Raw genomic sequence first — 14,931 nt, forward strand, 5'->3', positions numbered from 1 at the left:
GGCGGAACCGGTATGACCACCCGACTGATCGACAAATCGCTGTTCGAGGACGGGGCCGAGGCCAACCGCACCGACGGGGCGCCACCGCGACTCGTGGGCGCCCGCTGCTCCGCGTGCGGCACCGTCGTCTTCCCCCGGCAGGACTCCTGCCCCAGGTGCTCCGACGGGCACATGGACGGCCATGTGCTGCCGGTGAACGGGCGGGTGTGGTCGTGGACGCTCCAGGCGTTCCCGCCCAAGCCGCCGTACCGGCCCCCGGCCGGCGGTCACCGGCCCTACCACGTCGGCTATGTGGACCTCGGCGAGGTGCTGGTCGAGGCGCGGCTCGCGGTTCCCCGCGCGGAGATTCGGATCGGACTGCCGGTGCGGCTCACCACGGTGCCCGCGTACCACGACGAGGACGGGACCGAGGTCCTGACCTTCGCGTTCCGCCCGGATCCTGAAGGGGAGCGATGAGCCGCAGCGAGGACGTCTACGTGGTCGGATGCGGGATGCATCCGTTCGGCCGCGACGAGGACGTCACCGGGATGGACATGGCCGAGCGCGCGGTGCGCGAGGCGCTGGCCGACGCCGGGGTCTCCTGGGCGGACATCGACTACGCGGTCGGCGGCTCGGACGTGTCCGGCAAGCCCGACACGCTGGTGGGTCGTCTGGGACTGACCGGGGTGCCGTTCGTCAATGTGCAGAACGGCTGCGCCACCGGTGCCTCCACCGTCCTCACCGTGGCCAACGCGCTTCGCGCGGGTGAGGCGTCCCTGGGGCTGGCGGTGGGGTTCGACAAGCACGAGCGGGGTGCGTTCCACGTCTCCGCGGCCCGCTACGGGCTGGGCGACTGGTACGCCGAGACCGGCATGATGCTGACCACCCAGTTCTTCGCCCTGAAGACCCAGCGGTATCTGCACGAGCACGGGATCTCGGAGCGGGCGCTGGCGGCGGTCGCCGCGCGCGCCTTCCGCAACGGCTCGCGGCACCCCCTGGCGTGGCGGCGCAAGCCGCTGACGGAGCGGGAGATCCTGGACTCCGCCGAGGTCAGTCCCCCGCTGACCCAGTACATGTTCTGCTCACCTGGCCAGGGCGCGGCGGCGCTGGTGCTGGCGCGCGGCGACCGCGCCTTCGACCTGTGCGAGCGCCCGGTGCGGCTGGCGTCGTTGGCCTTCCGTACCCGGCGGTTCGGTTCGTTCGAGGTGTTCTCGCCCTGGCTACCACCGGGTCCGCACCGCAGCCCCAGCGTCGACGCCGCCGAGGCGGCCTTCCGCACGGCCGGCGTACGGCCCGAGGACGTACGGGTCGCGCAACTGCAGGACACCGACAGCGGCTCGGAGCTGATCCACCTGGCGGAGACCGGCCTGTGCGGGCACGGCGAACAGGAAGAGCTGCTGGCCCGCGGGGACACCGACCCCACGGGCCGTATCCCGGTCAACACCGACGGCGGCTGCCTGGCCGGCGGGGAGCCCGTCGGCGCCTCGGGGCTGCGCCAGTTCCACGAGGTCGTACGGCAGTTGCAGGGCCGGGCGCCGGGCGCGCAGGTGCCGGGCGCTCCCCGGGTGGGCTTCACCCATGTGTACGGGGCACCCGGGATCAGCGCCTGTTCGGTCCTCACGGTGTGAGGGCCGGCGGCGCGTGAAGGGCCCTCTCAGGCCCGTGCCGCGGACGGGGCGGGGGCCGGGGTCGAGGCGGGAGCCGGGGCAGAGGCAGAAACCTGGGCCGGTTCCTGCTCGGTGGCGACGATGCGCAGTGCCAGTTCCCTGACCGCCTCCAGCACGGACCGGGACGGCATCCGGGACAGCGGCCCGCCTTCCGCGCGCAGTGCCGTGACGAGCATGGTCGTGCTGATCAGGGTGCGGACGGCGAGCGCCTGCGCCGCGTGCCGGGCCTTGGCCGCCCGGGGGCTGCGGGTGGTGCCCTCGGGCAGGTAGTCGTAACCGCGCTGGATGTGCCGCTGTTCGAACTCGTCGCGGAGCGCCTTGACATTGCCGCTGGCGGAGGCCGTCTGCACCTGGTAGAGGCGGGCCTCGTCCGGGTTCTGCTCCACCCAGTCCCACACGGCGTCGATGACGCGCAGCAGGCCCTCCGCGTCACCCGGCTCGGACTCCGGCCGGGCGGCCTCCACGACCGCGTTCAGCTGGTCGAAGACCCGCCGCATGGCGAGTTCGAGCAGCTCGTCCTTGCCGTCGAAGTGGTAGTAGACGGCCGTCGGCACCACCTGGGCCTCGGCCGCGATGTCCTGGATGCTGGTCTCCGCGAAGCCGTTGCGGCCGAAGACCCGGACGGCGGCGGTGATGATGTGCTGCCGTCGCGAGGGGCGGTGGGCGGGCTGCTTGCCGTTCTTCGTGGTGGCCATCATGCTCCCCTGGCGACTGCCGCGGACCCGCGTCCGCGTGCCCTGTGTACTGACCATGCTATCCAGTAACTCCGACCGGCCGACGGCGCGATTCCTGCTACGCCAGTGCAGCCAGGGCACGGATGTCCCGGCATACTTGACATCATGACGACATCCAAGGCCCGCGCCGCTCACCGTCCGTCGCGCAAGCAGTGGGTGATCGAGGCCGCCACGGAGCTGTTCGCCACGCAGCCGCCGGACGAGGTGACGGTGGCCGACATCGCCGCCCGCGCGGAGATGACCTCGGCGGCGGTGTACTACCACTTCTCCTCCAAGGACCAGGTCCTGGCGGAGGGCATGCGGGTGTTCGCAGGCGCGCTGCGCGAGCAGTTGCGGACGCTCACCGAGGCGCACGAGCCCGGCTCGGACATCGGACCGGCGGTCACCACGCTGCTGGCCTGGCTGGGCGAGCACCGGTCCGCCGCCACCGTGTTCTTCGTGTCGTCGGCCGGCATGAGCCAGGAGGCGGAGGCGCTGCGCCTGGAGAGCCGTACGGACCTGCTGGCCGAACTGGTGCGGCTGATCCACAAGGCTCGCGCGTCGGTGACCGACGCGGAGGCGGCCGTGATCGGCCTGGGCCTGCTGGCGCTGCTGGAGACCGCGGCGATCTCCCAGGTGCGGGGCGACGACGTGTACCGGTCGCTCGGGCACCGCTCGTTCGTCCGCGAGGTCGACCGACTCGCGGAGCGGATCGCCGACCCGGCGGTGGCCGGATAGTCCGGGGTGGCCGGATAGTCCGGGGTGGCCGGGTGGCAGCCCGGCCACCGGGTCACACCAGCAGACGCAGGGGCTTGCTCAGCAGCTCCGCGACCGTGCGCAGATACTCGGCCGCGGGTGCCCCGTCGACGGCGCGGTGGTCGAAGGTGAGGCTCAGCGTGAGCACCCGCGTCCGCACCGGCCGGTCGTCGCTCCACTCGACGCCGTCCCGGAGTCTGCCCACCCCGAGGATGGCGACGTTGCCGGGGTTGATCACCGGCGTGAAGAAGTCGACGCCGTAGCCGCCCAGCGAGGTGACGGTGAACGTGGCGCCCTCCAGCTGGGCCGGGGAGATCCGTCCCTCGCGCGCGGCCCCGGCCAGGGCCTTCGACCGGTGGGCGATCTCGGGCAGCGGCAGCGCCACCGCGTCCTTGATGACCGGGACCATCAGGCCGCCCGGAACGGCCACGGCGAACCCCAGGTGGATGTCGTCGAGGAGATGGATGCCGTCCTCGCGCACCGTCGCGTTGAGCAGCGGGTGCTCGCGCAGGGCCAGGGCGGCGGCCTTCAGCAGGAAGTCGTTGAGGCTGGGTACGGGCAGGCCGCTGTCGGCCCATTCCTCCTTGAGCCGGTCCCGCAGGGTCACCACGGCATCCATCCGCACCTCGTACCCGTGCGTCAGCTGCGCCATCTCCTGGAGGCTGGCGTGCATGCGGCGGGCAATGGTGCCGCGCATCCCGGTCAGCGGCAGGACGTCCCCCGGTCGGGGTTCGGCATGCCGGGGTGCGGCGTCGCGGCGGGCGGGCGCCGGTTCCGGCGCCTGGCCGAGCGCGTCGAGGTCGGACCTGCGGATCCGGCCGCCGGGGCCGGTGCCGTTCACCTCCGACAGCTCGATGCCCCGCTCCTTCGCCAGTCGGCGGACCAGCGGCGAGACGGGCAGGACGGGGTCGGCCGGCAGGACAGTGGGCGGCGCCTGGGCCACCGCCGGGGAGGCGGCGGCTGCGGCGAGGTACTCCTCCACGTCCTCGGAGACGATCCGGCCGCCGGGTCCTGTGCCGCGTACGGCGGTGAGGTCGACGTCGGCCCCGGACGCCACCCGTCGGGCGTTCGGTGAGGCCAAGAGCCTGCCCCCGTCCCCGCGGGTGGCGGAATGGCCGTTGGTGGACCGGCCATTGAGGGAGGGCGCGGCCGTACCGCTGCTCGCCGACACGGCAGCCGCCGCCTCGGCCGTGTCACCGGCCCCCGACCCGGGCCCGGCCGGCATCGGCGTACCGGCCGGGCCCGGTGGCTGCTCGCCCTCGGCCAGCAGCCAGCCGATGAGGGCCCCTGCGGGGACGGTGGTCCCGGCCGGGACCACCGGGTGGAACAGTCCCCCGGCCTCCGCCTCGACATCCACGTCGACTTTGTCAGTGGCCAGCCGAAGCAGCGCGTCGCCCTCGGCGACGGCGGTGCCGGTGGGCACGAGCCATTCGTCGATCGTGCCTTCCTGCATGGTCAGGCCGATCTTCGGCAGCAGAACCTCGACCGCCACGTCGGTCACGACCTTTCGAGGAGGCGCCGGCAGCCCTGGGCGATCCGGTCGCGATCGGGAACGTAGGCCTTCTCCAGGACCGGGGAGAAGGGCACCGGGGAGAAGGGGGCGCCGATGCGCAGGACGGGGGCGTCCAGGTAGTCGAAGGCGGCGTCCTGGATCTGGGCGGCGATCTCCGCGCCGAGTCCACCGAAGGTGACGGCCTCGTGCACCACGAGCACGCGGTTGGTGCGGCGGACGGAGGTGAACATGGTCTCGGTGTCCAGGGGCTGCACGGTGCGGGGGTCGATCACCTCGATCTCCACGCCCTCGGCGGCGAGTTCGTCGGCCGCCGCGAGGGCCTCCCCCACCATCCGGCCCAGGGCGATCACGGTGACGTCGGAGCCGTGCCGGGCGGTGTGCGCCTGGCCGAGCGGGATGCCGTAGATCTCCTCGGGCACCTCGCAGGAGCTGCCGAGGAGGACCTTGTTGAGCATGACGACGACCGGGTTGTCGTCGCGGATGGCCGAGACGGTCAGGCCCTTGGCGGTGTACGCGTCGCTCGGCATCACCACCTTGAGGCCGGGCACATGGGCGAGCCAGGCCTCCAGGCTCTGGCTGTGCTGTGCGGCGGCGCCGAGGCCCGCCCCGGAGGCGGTGGTGATGGTGAGCGGCACGGAGACGGAGCCGCCGAACATGTACTTCATCTTGGCGGCCTGGTTGACGATCTGGTCGAGGCAGACGCCGATGAAGTCCATGAACATCAGGTCGACGACCGGGCGCAGCCCGCGCGCGGCGGCGCCCACGCCGAGGCCGACGAGGGCGGCCTCGGAGATCGGGGTGTCGATCATGCGGCGGGGGCCGAACTCGTCGAGCAGGTTGTCGAACATGCGGAAGACGCCGCCGTATCCGGCCACGTCCTCGCCGGCCACGAAGACGTTCTCGTCCTCGCGCATGGCCTGGGCGAGTCCTTCGTTGAAGGCCTTGACGTAGGACAGTTTGCGGGCCGTGCTGTTCGGGGCGACGGCCTGTGCTTCGGTGAGGGTGGTCATGGCGGTCATCCCGAGTAGACGTTGAGCAGCAGGTCGGCGGTGTCGGGCAGCGGGCTCGCCTCGGCGTACGCGATGGCCTCGGCGATCTCGTCGCGGGTGCGCTGCCAGGTGTCGTCCAGCTCCGCGCGGGTGGCGGTGCCGTCGGCGACGGCGCGGGTCTCGATCAGGTCGATGGGGTCGCGGGCCTTCCACTCGGCGACCTCGTCGTCCGAGCGGTAGGGGTGGCGCAGTCCCTTGACGCCCTGGTGGTCGAAGAAGCGGTAGGTCTTGGCCTCGATCATCATCGGGCCCCCGCCGGACCGGGCCCGTTCGACGGCTTCGACGGCGGCGCGGTGGACGGCGACCGCGTCCATGCCGTCGACGATCACGCTGGGCATGCCGTAGGCGGCGGCCCGGTCGGCCACGTCGGTGAGCAGCATGTGCTTGGACTGTGGCGTGAATTCGGCGTAGCCGTTGTTCTCGCAGACGAAGACGACGGGCAGGTCGAGGATGGCGGCCATGTTGGCGCCCTCGTGGAAGGCGCCGATGTTGGTGGCGCCGTCGCCGAAGAAGGTGACGGCGACGCTGTCCTCGCCCTTGTACCGGGCGGCGAAGGCGGCGCCCACCGCGATCGGGACGCCCGCTCCGACGATGCCGTTGGCGCCGAGCATGCCGCGGGTGACGTCGTTGATGTGCATGCTTCCGCCGCGGCCGAGGCAGGCGCCGGTGACGCGGCCGTACAGCTCGGCGTACATCTCCCGCAGGCCGACGCCCTTGGCCACGGCGTGCCCGTGGCCGCGGTGGGTGGAGGTGATCTGGTCGTCGTCGCGCAGGGCGGCCATCACGCCGGCGGCCACGGCTTCCTGGCCGACGTAGAGGTGCAGGAAGCCGGGCAGTTTGCCCGCCTCCATGAGTTTGCCCGCCTCCGTCTCGAACAGCCGGATGCGCACCATGCGCTCGTGCAGGTCCTTGATGACCTGTGCGGACAGATCCTTGCTGACCTGCGCGGATTCTTCTGACGCCGTCGACGCTCGTTGAGCCATCGTCCGCCCCTTCGCCCGAGGGAGGTTGCCAAGCAATCGGACTTACTTGTGCCGGTCTACAGTTACCAACACGGGGCACCTTACTGAACAGCGTCTCTAATTACTACGCCCTGTACCGGGGTCTTGCCCGCGGGCGTCCACGAGCTCGACGACGTTGCCCTCCGGGTCCGACCAGAAGCTGACGCGCCGCCCTCGCGCCGGGACGACGGCCGGGTCCGACAGCGGCCGGGCGCCCGCGGCCGTCAGCGCCGTCACCACGGGGTCCATGTCGTCGAAGTGGAAGGTCAGATACGACAGCCCCACGCGCCCGGCCGGCCCGAGCGCCTCGGGCACCGGCGCCACGGGCGACGAGGGAAGAAGCAATTTGACGCACCCCCCGGAGGGCACCTGGAGCCAGACGACGACCAGCTCGCCGCCCAGGCCGGCCGGGCCGCCGACGGACTCCGGTACACGGGAGCGGCGCACCGCGCGACAACCGATCACGTCGCGGTAGAAACGCTCCATCATCGCCAAGTCCCGTACCACCACGCCCACCTCGAACGGCCGCGTCATCACCACCGCACGCACCCCCACGGGACACCGAGCCTCAACTTCTCCACTTTCTATTGACAGACCACACTAAGTCCTGTTGTCGTTTCGGACACAACCCAGCTGTCGCATTCCGAAGCCGGTCACCGGCTCGCGGCTGGGAGGGATTGTGAGGACATCGTGGTCCAGACCAGTTCACCGGAGCTTCGGGAGACGGACGCCGGGAGCGAGCCGCCCTCGGCCCCCTCGGCCCCCTCCACCCCCGAGTACTCCTCGTGGATCAGCCGGGACCGGTCCACCGACGCCGCATCCGTGACGATGCGGCGGGAGGCCGCCGAACTCGTCGAACGCGTGCTGACGCACTACCGCGACGGCACGACGCACGAGGCGGACGGCCAGTGGACGGAGCCGGTCGCCCACTACCTCGACGCCGACCGCTGGCGACGGGAGACGGACGCCGTCCACCGGAGCGTCCCGCTGCCGCTCGCGATGTCGTGCGAGCTTCCCGGGCCGAACACCTACAAGGCGATCGACGTGCTCGGCCTCCCCGTGCTGATCACCCGTGACCGGCAGGGCGCCGTGCACGCGATGATCAACGCCTGCCGGCACCGGGGCGCCAAGCTCGTGGAACCCGGCTGCGGGGTGTCGAGGCGGCTCACCTGCCCGTACCACTCCTGGTCCTACGACCTGGCCGGTGAGCTGCGGGGCGTGTACGCCGAGAAGACCTTCGGCGAGGTCCCGCGCGAGGGCCGCGGCCTGATCAGGCTGCCGGCCGGCGAGCGGGCGGGGATCGTCTTCGTCTCGCTGGACCCGGCCGCCGAGCCCGACCTGGACGACTGGCTGGGCGATCTGCTGCCCCTGCTGGAGGGGCTGCGGCTGGCGGAGTGCCACCACTACTCCACCGGCGAACTGACCAGCCCCAACTGGAAGGTCACCCTCGACGGGTACCTGGAGACGTACCACTTCGCCTCGCTGCACCCCAAGACGGTGTTCGAGACGAACCTCTCCAACATGATGGCGCACGACACCTGGGGCCCCCACCAGCGCATCGCCCCGGCCCTGCGTCCCATCGCGCAGGCGGTCGAGCTGCCCCCGGACCAGCGCGACCCGGGGGAATGCGTCGGCCCCATCTACTGGCTCTTCCCCGGGCTGGCGATCGCCGGCGGCTGGCGGCAGAAGATCGCCGTCTCCCTGGTGCTCCCCCGGACGGCCACCGAGTCGGTGACCCAGCAGATCATCCTGCTGCGGGAACCGGCGGTCACCGAGGAGGAGCGCCAGGCCGCCGACCGGTTCGGCGAATGGTTCCACGAGGTGGTCCGCGACGAGGACTACGCGACCACCTACGGAGTCCAGCAGGGCCTCGCCGCCCTCGACGGGACCGACTTCGTCTTCGGACGCAACGAGCCCGGACTCCAGCACTTCCACCGCACCATCCACCAGCGCCTGGACACACACGCCGAAGGCATCCCAGCCGACAGAGCCGCCAGGTGACGAACCAACAACACTCGCGGGAGAACACCATGGTGGCTTCGGGCAGCCTCGACGGACGTGTCGCGGTGATCACGGGCAGCACGCGCAGCATCGGCCGCGCCATCGCCGAGCGGTTCCTGGCCGACGGCGCCACGGTCGTCATCAGCGGCCGCAGCGAACTCAAGGGCAAGCAGGCCCTGGAGGAGATCGGCGCCGGCGACCGGGCCGTCTTCCACCCCTGCGACGCCAACAGCCAGGAGGACATCGAGAACCTCGCCGACTTCGCCGCCGAGCGCTTCGGCCGGCTCGACGTGTGGGTCAACAACGCCGGTGGCACCTCCGGCTTCGCCCCGGTCCACCAGCTCAGCGACGAGGCCTGGCACGACGCCCTCAAGCTGAACCTCAACGCCTACTTCTACGGCACCCGGCGCGCGCTGCCGAAGATGCTGGAGGGCGGCTGGGGACGGATCATCAACATCTCCTCCGTCGAGGGCAAGCAGGCCAACAAGCCCGCGATCAGTCACTACATCACCAACAAGCACGCGATCCACGGACTGACCAAGGCGACCGCCTTCGAGTACGGCACCCAGGGCATCACCTGCAACGCCATCTGCCCCGGCGCCGTCGACACCGACCTGATGCGGGCCGCAGGACCGGCCGCGGCCGAGGCGGAGGGCATCTCGTACGAGGAGTGGCTGGGCCGGTTCGCCGAGCACGCCGCCACCAAGGAGATCACCACCGTGGAACAGATCGCCGCGGTCGCCTCGCTGCTCGCGAGTGACGCCGGCGCCGGTATCACGGGCACGCTGATCAGCGTCGACGGCGGTACGGCGCAGTGGTAGGGACGGGGACGGACGGCGGGAGACCTTCGGTCATGAAGAGCTGGATCACGGACTGGCAGCGCAGTGAGCGGCTGCCGCACTACACCCGGGCCAACGCGGGCGAGACCCTCCCCGAGCCGGCCAGCCCGCTGGGCTGGACCCTCGTGTGGGGGCGCGGCCTGCACGGCTGGCGCAAGGGCTTCGTCGGTTTCGGCATCTACCGCGAGGAGGAGGTGGCCGGGCCTCGACCGCCGTTCGTCGGAATGTTCGGCGGCTACTTCTACCTCAACCTGTCCCACATGCGGCTGTTCGGCATCCGTATGGGGCAGACGGCGGACCAGATCGACGCCGCGTTCGTCGGCCAGCGCTCCGACACCCCGGTGTACGTGGCGCACCCCGACGACCAGGACGGAGAGCTGACCGCCAAGGCCGGCGGGACGCTCCAGCGGATGCTGGGCCAGTCCAGCTTCCCGGAGGCCGACGCCGACCGGGAGCGGCTGCGCCGTCTGCGCCGCGATCGGCCGGACCTGGCCCGGTTGTCGGACGCCGAACTGGTGGCGCACGCGCGCTCGCTGCTGGACGACGTGGAGACGACGTTCCAGCGGCACGTCGAGTCGTCGCTGCCCGCGTCCGTGGGCCCGGCGATCCTGGGACCGCTGTGCGCGAGCGTGGACCGCTCCGACGCGATGCTGGACCTCATCGGCGGTCTCGGCGACGTCGACTCGGCCTCCCCCTCGGACGGGCTGTGGACCCTCTCCCGGCAGGTGGCGGCATCGGCGGAGCTGACGGCGCTGTTCGACGAGGGCCCGGCCGCCGTGGAACGGGCGCTCGACGGGGCGGTGGGGGACGTGAAGGCGTTCCGTGACGCGTTCGAGGAGTTCCTGGCCACCTCCGGCGACCGCGGCCCCAACGAGTGGGACATCCACGCGCTGTCGTGGGAGGCGGCGCCGGTCCAGGCACTGGCGCTGGTCGACCGGATCCGGCACAGCCCCGCCGACGACTCCCCCGCCGCCCGGCGCACCCGTCTGACCGAGCGGCGCGAGCGGACCGCCCGGGAGGTCCGGGCCGCGCTGCCCGAGGACGCGCAGCCGATGTTCGACGCCGGCATGCACGCCTCCCAGGTGTGGATCCCGGCCCGCGAGCGCACCAAGGCGAATTGTGTGACCGTCGTCAACGAGATCCGCATGGCCGTGCGCGAACTCGGCCGCCGGGGCGTCGAGGCGGGACGCTTCGCCGAGCCGGGGGACCTGATGATGCTGCTCGACACCGAACTGGACGACTACGTCTCCGACCCGGAGCCGTTCGGACCGGTCATCGCGCGGCGGCTGGAGGAGTACGCCGGGCTGCACGAGCTGGAGCCGCCGTTCTTCATCGCCGACGACGCCCGGACCGAGATCGACGGCTGGCCGCGCCGCGCCGAGGAGCGCACCGAGGCCGCGGCCGCGGGTGATGTGCTCAGCGGTGTGGGCGGCAGCCATGGCACATACACCGGCAGGGTGCGGGTGGTCACCGACCCGGCCTCGTGCGAGGCGCTGGAGCCGGGAGAGGTGCTGGTCGCGCCGATCACGGACGCGGCCTGGACCCCGCTGTTCCTGGTCGCCGGGGCGGCCGTGGTGGACGTGGGCGCGCTCAACAGCCACGCCGTCGTGGTCTGCCGGGAGTTGGGCATCCCGGCCGTCATCTCCGTCGAAGGCGGGACGAGGCGGCTGCGGGACGGGATGGTGATCACGGTCGACGGTCACCGGGGCACGGTCACGGTGGACTCCGTGGACGCCGTGGACTCCGTTGATTCCGCAGACGACGTCCCGGCGCCGCTCGGCGCCTGAGCACACACCGAGGGCCCGCCGCTCCCCTGCCCGGGGCGGCGGGCCCGACGACTTGACCGCGAAAGGACCCCCGTGGCCGAGGAAATCATCGTCGCCGGCTGGATGGACTACGCACCCGGTGACCGCGACACCATGCTGGCGGCCCTCGTCGAGCTGGGCCGGCACACCCGCGAGCGGGAACCGGGCTGTCTGGACTACGCCATGACCGCCGACCCCACCGACGGGCGGCGCATCCGGGTGTACGAGCACTGGACCTCGCAGCAGGCCCTCGACGAGCACTTCTCCACCGCGCACATCAAGGACTTCCGGGCGGCCGTGGCGGGGCTGACCCGCGTGGGGGTCTCCCTGACGGCGCACACCGTCGCCGCCTCCCGCCCCATGCGCTGAGAACGGCGCCCCCGTCGGGGACGCCGTTCGGTTCACCGGGGTCAGCCGAGCCGCACCAGCATCTTGCCGACATTGCCGCCGTCCAGCAGGGACAACAGCGCGCCGGCGGCGTTCTCCAGGCCCTCCACGACCGTCTCGCGCGCGGTGATCCGGCCGTCGGCCAGCCAGTGCGCGACCCGTCGCTCGAACTCCGGCCGCAGGTCGTCGTGGTCGCGGACGATGAACCCGCGCAGCGTCAGCCTCTTGAGGACGGCCTGGATCAACTGGTTGATGTCGACGGGCCGTCGCTCGCCGCCGAACTGCGACATCATGCCGCACAGGGCGACGCGCCCACCGGTGCGCAGCGCGTGCAGGGCGGCGGCGAGCTGCTCGCCGCCGACGTTGTCGAAGTAGACGTCGAGACCGTCGGGTGCCAGCCGGGCCAGCGCCTCGCGCACCGGCTCGGTCCGGTAGTCCGCGGCGGCGTCGTAGCCGAACTCCTTCACCAGCAAGGCGCACTTGTCCGGGCCTCCGGCAGTCCCGACGACCCGTTCCGCGCCCAGCAGCCGCGCGAACTGGCCGGCGGCGGTGCCCACCGCCCCGGCCGCCGCGGAGACGAAGACGGTGTCACCGGGGCGGAGTTCGGCGATGCGGGTCAGGCCGACGTACGCCGTGAATCCGGTCTGGCCGAGCAGTCCGAGCCAGGTCGGCAGCGGGGCGAGGCGCGGGTCGATGCGATCCGCGCCGTCGGTGTCCCCGGCGTCCAGCACGGCCCGCTCGCGCCAGCCCAGTTGGTGCCGCACGAAGGCGCCCGCCGGCACCGACGGGCAGCGGCTCTCCTCGACCACGGCGAGAGCCCGGCCGTCGAGCGGCGAGCCGGGGGTGAAGTTGTGCGTGTAGTGCTTCTCGGTGCTCTCCAGCCGCCCGCGCATGGACGGGTCGACGCTCATGTAGAGGTTGCGGACGAGCAGTTGTCCCGCGCCGAGGGGCGGCAGCGGGCGTTCCTCGACGGCGAAGTCACCGGGCACCGGCTCCCCGTCGGGCCGGCGCACCAGGCAGACCACCCGGGTGGTGCGGGGTGTCACCGGGTCACTCCCCCGGCTGGGGGCCGCGACGCTGGGCGAGGCGGCCCACCCAGCCGGCCATCTGCAGGTCGGCGTGGCGCAGTTCGCCCGACTGCCAGCGTGCCTGGAAGTCGAAGACGCCCCGCGCGCCGGTCTTCGGATCGGTCACCTCGACCAGACCGTCCTCGGTGAGCCGGTACACATGCCCGGTCAATGGGTGGATCACTTGCTTGGACATGGGGGCCTCACTCCTGCACTCGGCGGCGTACGCCGCGCTTGGTCACGGTCACCGGGCCCTCGACCCGGAGCCGGCAGGCGAGCCGGGTCAGGCCGTCCACCGGTTTGCGCAGGGCCTCGATGCCCTCGCGCTCCAGCGGGTCCACGGGCGAACAGTTCTCGGCGCCCTCCTCGATCCGGACGAAGCAGGTGCGGCAGGTGCCCTTGCCGCCACAGAGGGTCGGCCAGCGGTAGCCGAGCCGCCCGGCGGCGGTGAACAGGTCCTCGCCGTCGAGGAGTTCGAGTTCCTCTCCGGAGGGCCGGACCGCGACGCGGTGGGTCACTTGTCCATCCAGTGGTCGAGCGTCCGGTTGAAGTGGCGGATACGGCTCTCCTGGTAGTTGGCCAGGGTGATGCCCGGCTTGCGCATCGCTTTGAGGCCCTGCTGCACGTACGGCAGGTTCTCGCAGTCCTGGTCGAAGACGGGCCCGAGCACGCCGAGTTCGGGGATGTCCGCGAAGAGCAAGTCCTCCGGCACCCAGCGGATCTTCGCCGGAGGCGGCATCTCGCCGGGCTCCTTCGGTGCCGACATGAAGATGATCTCGGCGGTGCAGGAGTCCGGGTCGAGGCCGTGGGGCCGGAACCGGTAGATGATGTTGGACTTGGCGCCGCCCCACGGGTTGAAGTTGGGGAACAGCAGGTAGTTGATGGCGTCCAGCAGTTCGGTGTCGGGGGTCTGGGAGAAGTCCTGGCTGGAGGTGGCCTCCAACTGTGCGCGCATCCGCTGGGCGAGGACCTGGCGGGCGGTGCCGCCGGGCGGGATCGCGGGCAGCTCGTCGCCCTCCCCCCGCACCAGGTCGCGGCCCTGGGCCGCCGAGTAGAACGCGCGCGAGTCGTAGAAGGTCTCCAGCACGTCCTCCTCCGTGACGGAGTCGGCCACGTGCGGACTGGGCGCGCCCTGGATGTTGATCATCCGGTTCCAGTTCGGCTGGTCCGCCATCACGTCGTACTGGGAGTTGGCGTCGGCGAGCCACGGCAGCATCTGCGGGTGGGTGGCGATCACGTGGAAGGACTCGATGAACGCGTCCTGCGCGATCTTCCAGTTGCAGGGCAGCACCTTGGCGATGTGCAGCGACTTGTAACGGTTCTCCAGCGGCCAGATGTAGTAGTCGTCGAACGTGCCGCGGTAGCTGTCGAAGGACTCCGCGCAGGGGTCCATGTTGATGAAGACGAAGCCGCGCCAGGTGGCCACCTGGGCCTCGGGGAGCGCGAACTTCTCCGGGTCGACGTGCGGGAAGTCCCAGGCGCACGGCGGGCTCTGCATGGTGCCGTCGAGGTTCCAGGTGAAGCCGTGGAAGGCGCAGCGGAACTCGCCGACGTTACCGCCGGCGGTGCGCAGTTTGCGGCCGCGGTGCAGACACACGTTGACGAAGGCGCGGATCTCGCCCGGGGCGGTGCGCACGATGATCAGGGAGTCGTCGCCGATCTCGTAGATCTCGTGGTCCCCGACCTCGGGGATCTCGCTCTCCAGGCAGGCGAACTGCCAGACCCGCCGCCACACCTGGCGCATCTCGCGTTCGGCCCACTCGCGGGAGGTGAAGCGGGTGGTGTCGATGTCCTCGCTGCCGAGGTGATCGTTCCGCTCGAATCGCAGGGCGGCGGGAACAGGCCGGCTGTCCTGGTCGAGGTAGTCCTGGACGCTGGGCCCTGGGCACCGCGCGGTGCCCGACTCCGACGTTTCGTCCATCATCTCTCCTCCGGCAGAAACTTTAGAGTGAGTGTAGTTAGCTGCCAGGGTCGGGAGCAACAGTCGTGACGATGGGCCGGGGCGCATACAGCGAGGTCATCGTGGAAACCGCCGCCGGGCCTGGATTTTCTTACGGCGACCCCCTCCCCAATCGCGCCGGGGCATGTCACACTCCGACGCACTTGAGGCTGTAGTGCCTCATAAGTTTCTCGTCCGGGTGGGCTTTCGTTCGT

The 14,931-nt window shown here is 71.4% G+C and carries 16 protein-coding genes; 7 read left to right on the forward strand and 9 right to left on the reverse strand.

The genetic code is table 11. The features are described from left to right. The first annotated feature begins 12 nt into the window (after positions 1-12). Both L3078_RS01145 and L3078_RS01150 read left to right on the forward strand, forming a co-directional pair. Positions 13-456 carry a Zn-ribbon domain-containing OB-fold protein gene (locus tag L3078_RS01145; protein WP_239750023.1) on the forward strand — a complete coding sequence of 148 codons (444 nt, stop codon included), beginning with the start codon at positions 13-15 and terminating at the stop codon, positions 454-456. Then, a complete protein-coding gene (locus L3078_RS01150) occupies positions 453-1,607 on the forward strand; it encodes a thiolase family protein (protein WP_239750025.1) in 1,155 nt (384 codons plus the stop codon). The genes L3078_RS01145 and L3078_RS01150 overlap by 4 nt, the downstream gene beginning before the upstream one ends. 26 nt (positions 1,608-1,633) lie before the next feature. Here L3078_RS01150 and L3078_RS01155 read toward each other — a convergent pair whose 3' ends face one another. Then, complete coding sequence (locus L3078_RS01155) at positions 1,634-2,344, reverse strand: TetR/AcrR family transcriptional regulator (RefSeq protein WP_239750026.1); 711 nt, start codon at positions 2,342-2,344, stop codon at positions 1,634-1,636. Positions 2,345-2,485: 141 nt separating this feature from the next. Here L3078_RS01155 and L3078_RS01160 point away from each other — a divergent pair, with 141 nt between their 5' ends. Beyond that, positions 2,486-3,097 (forward strand): TetR/AcrR family transcriptional regulator, encoded by a 612-nt coding sequence (locus L3078_RS01160; RefSeq protein ID WP_239750027.1) that lies wholly within the window; start codon positions 2,486-2,488, stop codon positions 3,095-3,097. A 52-nt stretch (positions 3,098-3,149) separates the two neighbouring features. On the opposite strand, the gene L3078_RS01165 is transcribed toward L3078_RS01160, so the two are convergent. The 4 genes from L3078_RS01165 to L3078_RS01180 all read right to left on the reverse strand — a co-directional run bounded on the left by L3078_RS01165 (position 3,150) and on the right by L3078_RS01180 (position 7,212). Beyond that, positions 3,150-4,607, reverse strand: coding sequence for a 2-oxo acid dehydrogenase subunit E2 (locus L3078_RS01165; protein ID WP_239750028.1), 1,458 nt, complete (start codon positions 4,605-4,607; stop codon positions 3,150-3,152). 5 nt (positions 4,608-4,612) lie between these two features. Continuing rightward, positions 4,613-5,638 carry an alpha-ketoacid dehydrogenase subunit beta gene (locus L3078_RS01170; protein ID WP_275593111.1) on the reverse strand — a complete coding sequence of 342 codons (1,026 nt, stop codon included), beginning with the start codon at positions 5,636-5,638 and terminating at the stop codon, positions 4,613-4,615. A gap of 5 nt (positions 5,639-5,643) precedes the next feature. Next, positions 5,644-6,660, reverse strand: coding sequence for a thiamine pyrophosphate-dependent dehydrogenase E1 component subunit alpha (locus tag L3078_RS01175; protein WP_239750029.1), 1,017 nt, complete (start codon positions 6,658-6,660; stop codon positions 5,644-5,646). 96 nt (positions 6,661-6,756) lie between these two features. After that, a complete protein-coding gene (locus tag L3078_RS01180) occupies positions 6,757-7,212 on the reverse strand; it encodes a VOC family protein (RefSeq protein WP_239750031.1) in 456 nt (151 codons plus the stop codon). A 156-nt stretch (positions 7,213-7,368) separates the two neighbouring features. Here L3078_RS01180 and L3078_RS01185 point away from each other — a divergent pair, with 156 nt between their 5' ends. From L3078_RS01185 to L3078_RS01200, 4 genes are all read left to right on the forward strand, one after another. Continuing rightward, the gene (locus L3078_RS01185; RefSeq protein WP_239750032.1) at positions 7,369-8,679 is read left to right on the forward strand and encodes an aromatic ring-hydroxylating oxygenase subunit alpha; all 1,311 of its coding nucleotides are present in this window, start codon (positions 7,369-7,371) and stop codon (positions 8,677-8,679) included. A 29-nt stretch (positions 8,680-8,708) separates the two neighbouring features. After that, the gene (locus L3078_RS01190) at positions 8,709-9,500 is read left to right on the forward strand and encodes an SDR family NAD(P)-dependent oxidoreductase (RefSeq protein WP_239750033.1); all 792 of its coding nucleotides are present in this window, start codon (positions 8,709-8,711) and stop codon (positions 9,498-9,500) included. 32 nt (positions 9,501-9,532) lie between these two features. After that, on the forward strand, positions 9,533-11,305 hold the full coding sequence (locus L3078_RS01195) for a PEP-utilizing enzyme (RefSeq protein WP_239750034.1): 1,773 nt from the start codon (positions 9,533-9,535) through the stop codon (positions 11,303-11,305). Between the two features lie 72 nt (positions 11,306-11,377). Then, positions 11,378-11,692 (forward strand): putative quinol monooxygenase, encoded by a 315-nt coding sequence (locus tag L3078_RS01200; RefSeq protein ID WP_239750035.1) that lies wholly within the window; start codon positions 11,378-11,380, stop codon positions 11,690-11,692. A 41-nt stretch (positions 11,693-11,733) separates the two neighbouring features. Here the strand turns inward: L3078_RS01200 and L3078_RS01205 are convergent, their stop codons facing one another. The 4 genes from L3078_RS01205 to L3078_RS01220 are packed head-to-tail and all read right to left on the reverse strand — an operon-like array spanning position 11,734 to position 14,701. Beyond that, the gene (locus tag L3078_RS01205; protein WP_239750036.1) at positions 11,734-12,756 is read right to left on the reverse strand and encodes an NADP-dependent oxidoreductase; all 1,023 of its coding nucleotides are present in this window, start codon (positions 12,754-12,756) and stop codon (positions 11,734-11,736) included. 4 nt (positions 12,757-12,760) lie between these two features. Then, positions 12,761-12,973, reverse strand: coding sequence for a transposase (locus L3078_RS01210; protein ID WP_239750039.1), 213 nt, complete (start codon positions 12,971-12,973; stop codon positions 12,761-12,763). A gap of 7 nt (positions 12,974-12,980) precedes the next feature. Continuing rightward, positions 12,981-13,295 carry a 2Fe-2S iron-sulfur cluster-binding protein gene (locus L3078_RS01215; RefSeq protein ID WP_045561969.1) on the reverse strand — a complete coding sequence of 105 codons (315 nt, stop codon included), beginning with the start codon at positions 13,293-13,295 and terminating at the stop codon, positions 12,981-12,983. Continuing rightward, complete coding sequence (locus L3078_RS01220; RefSeq protein WP_239750043.1) at positions 13,292-14,701, reverse strand: aromatic ring-hydroxylating oxygenase subunit alpha; 1,410 nt, start codon at positions 14,699-14,701, stop codon at positions 13,292-13,294. The genes L3078_RS01215 and L3078_RS01220 overlap by 4 nt, the downstream gene beginning before the upstream one ends. Between the last annotated feature and the right edge of the window lie 230 nt (positions 14,702-14,931).

This window comes from Streptomyces deccanensis (assembly GCF_022385335.1).
Lineage (GTDB): Bacteria > Actinomycetota > Actinomycetes > Streptomycetales > Streptomycetaceae > Streptomyces > Streptomyces deccanensis.

What these genes read in the sequence shown, in the direction of transcription:
- L3078_RS01145 (WP_239750023.1), top strand. Translation starts at nt 13, where the DNA reads ATGACCACCCGACTGATCGACAAATCGCTGTTCGAGGACGGGGCCGAG.
- L3078_RS01150 (WP_239750025.1), top strand. Translation starts at nt 453, where the DNA reads ATGAGCCGCAGCGAGGACGTCTACGTGGTCGGATGCGGGATGCATCCG.
- L3078_RS01155 (WP_239750026.1), bottom strand. Translation starts at nt 2,344, where the DNA reads ATGATGGCCACCACGAAGAACGGCAAGCAGCCCGCCCACCGCCCCTCG.
- L3078_RS01160 (WP_239750027.1), top strand. Translation starts at nt 2,486, where the DNA reads ATGACGACATCCAAGGCCCGCGCCGCTCACCGTCCGTCGCGCAAGCAG.
- L3078_RS01170 (WP_275593111.1), bottom strand. Translation starts at nt 5,638, where the DNA reads ATGACCACCCTCACCGAAGCACAGGCCGTCGCCCCGAACAGCACGGCC.
- L3078_RS01175 (WP_239750029.1), bottom strand. Translation starts at nt 6,660, where the DNA reads ATGGCTCAACGAGCGTCGACGGCGTCAGAAGAATCCGCGCAGGTCAGC.
- L3078_RS01180 (WP_239750031.1), bottom strand. Translation starts at nt 7,212, where the DNA reads ATGACGCGGCCGTTCGAGGTGGGCGTGGTGGTACGGGACTTGGCGATG.
- L3078_RS01190 (WP_239750033.1), top strand. Translation starts at nt 8,709, where the DNA reads ATGGTGGCTTCGGGCAGCCTCGACGGACGTGTCGCGGTGATCACGGGC.
- L3078_RS01195 (WP_239750034.1), top strand. Translation starts at nt 9,533, where the DNA reads ATGAAGAGCTGGATCACGGACTGGCAGCGCAGTGAGCGGCTGCCGCAC.
- L3078_RS01210 (WP_239750039.1), bottom strand. Translation starts at nt 12,973, where the DNA reads ATGTCCAAGCAAGTGATCCACCCATTGACCGGGCATGTGTACCGGCTC.
- L3078_RS01220 (WP_239750043.1), bottom strand. Translation starts at nt 14,701, where the DNA reads ATGATGGACGAAACGTCGGAGTCGGGCACCGCGCGGTGCCCAGGGCCC.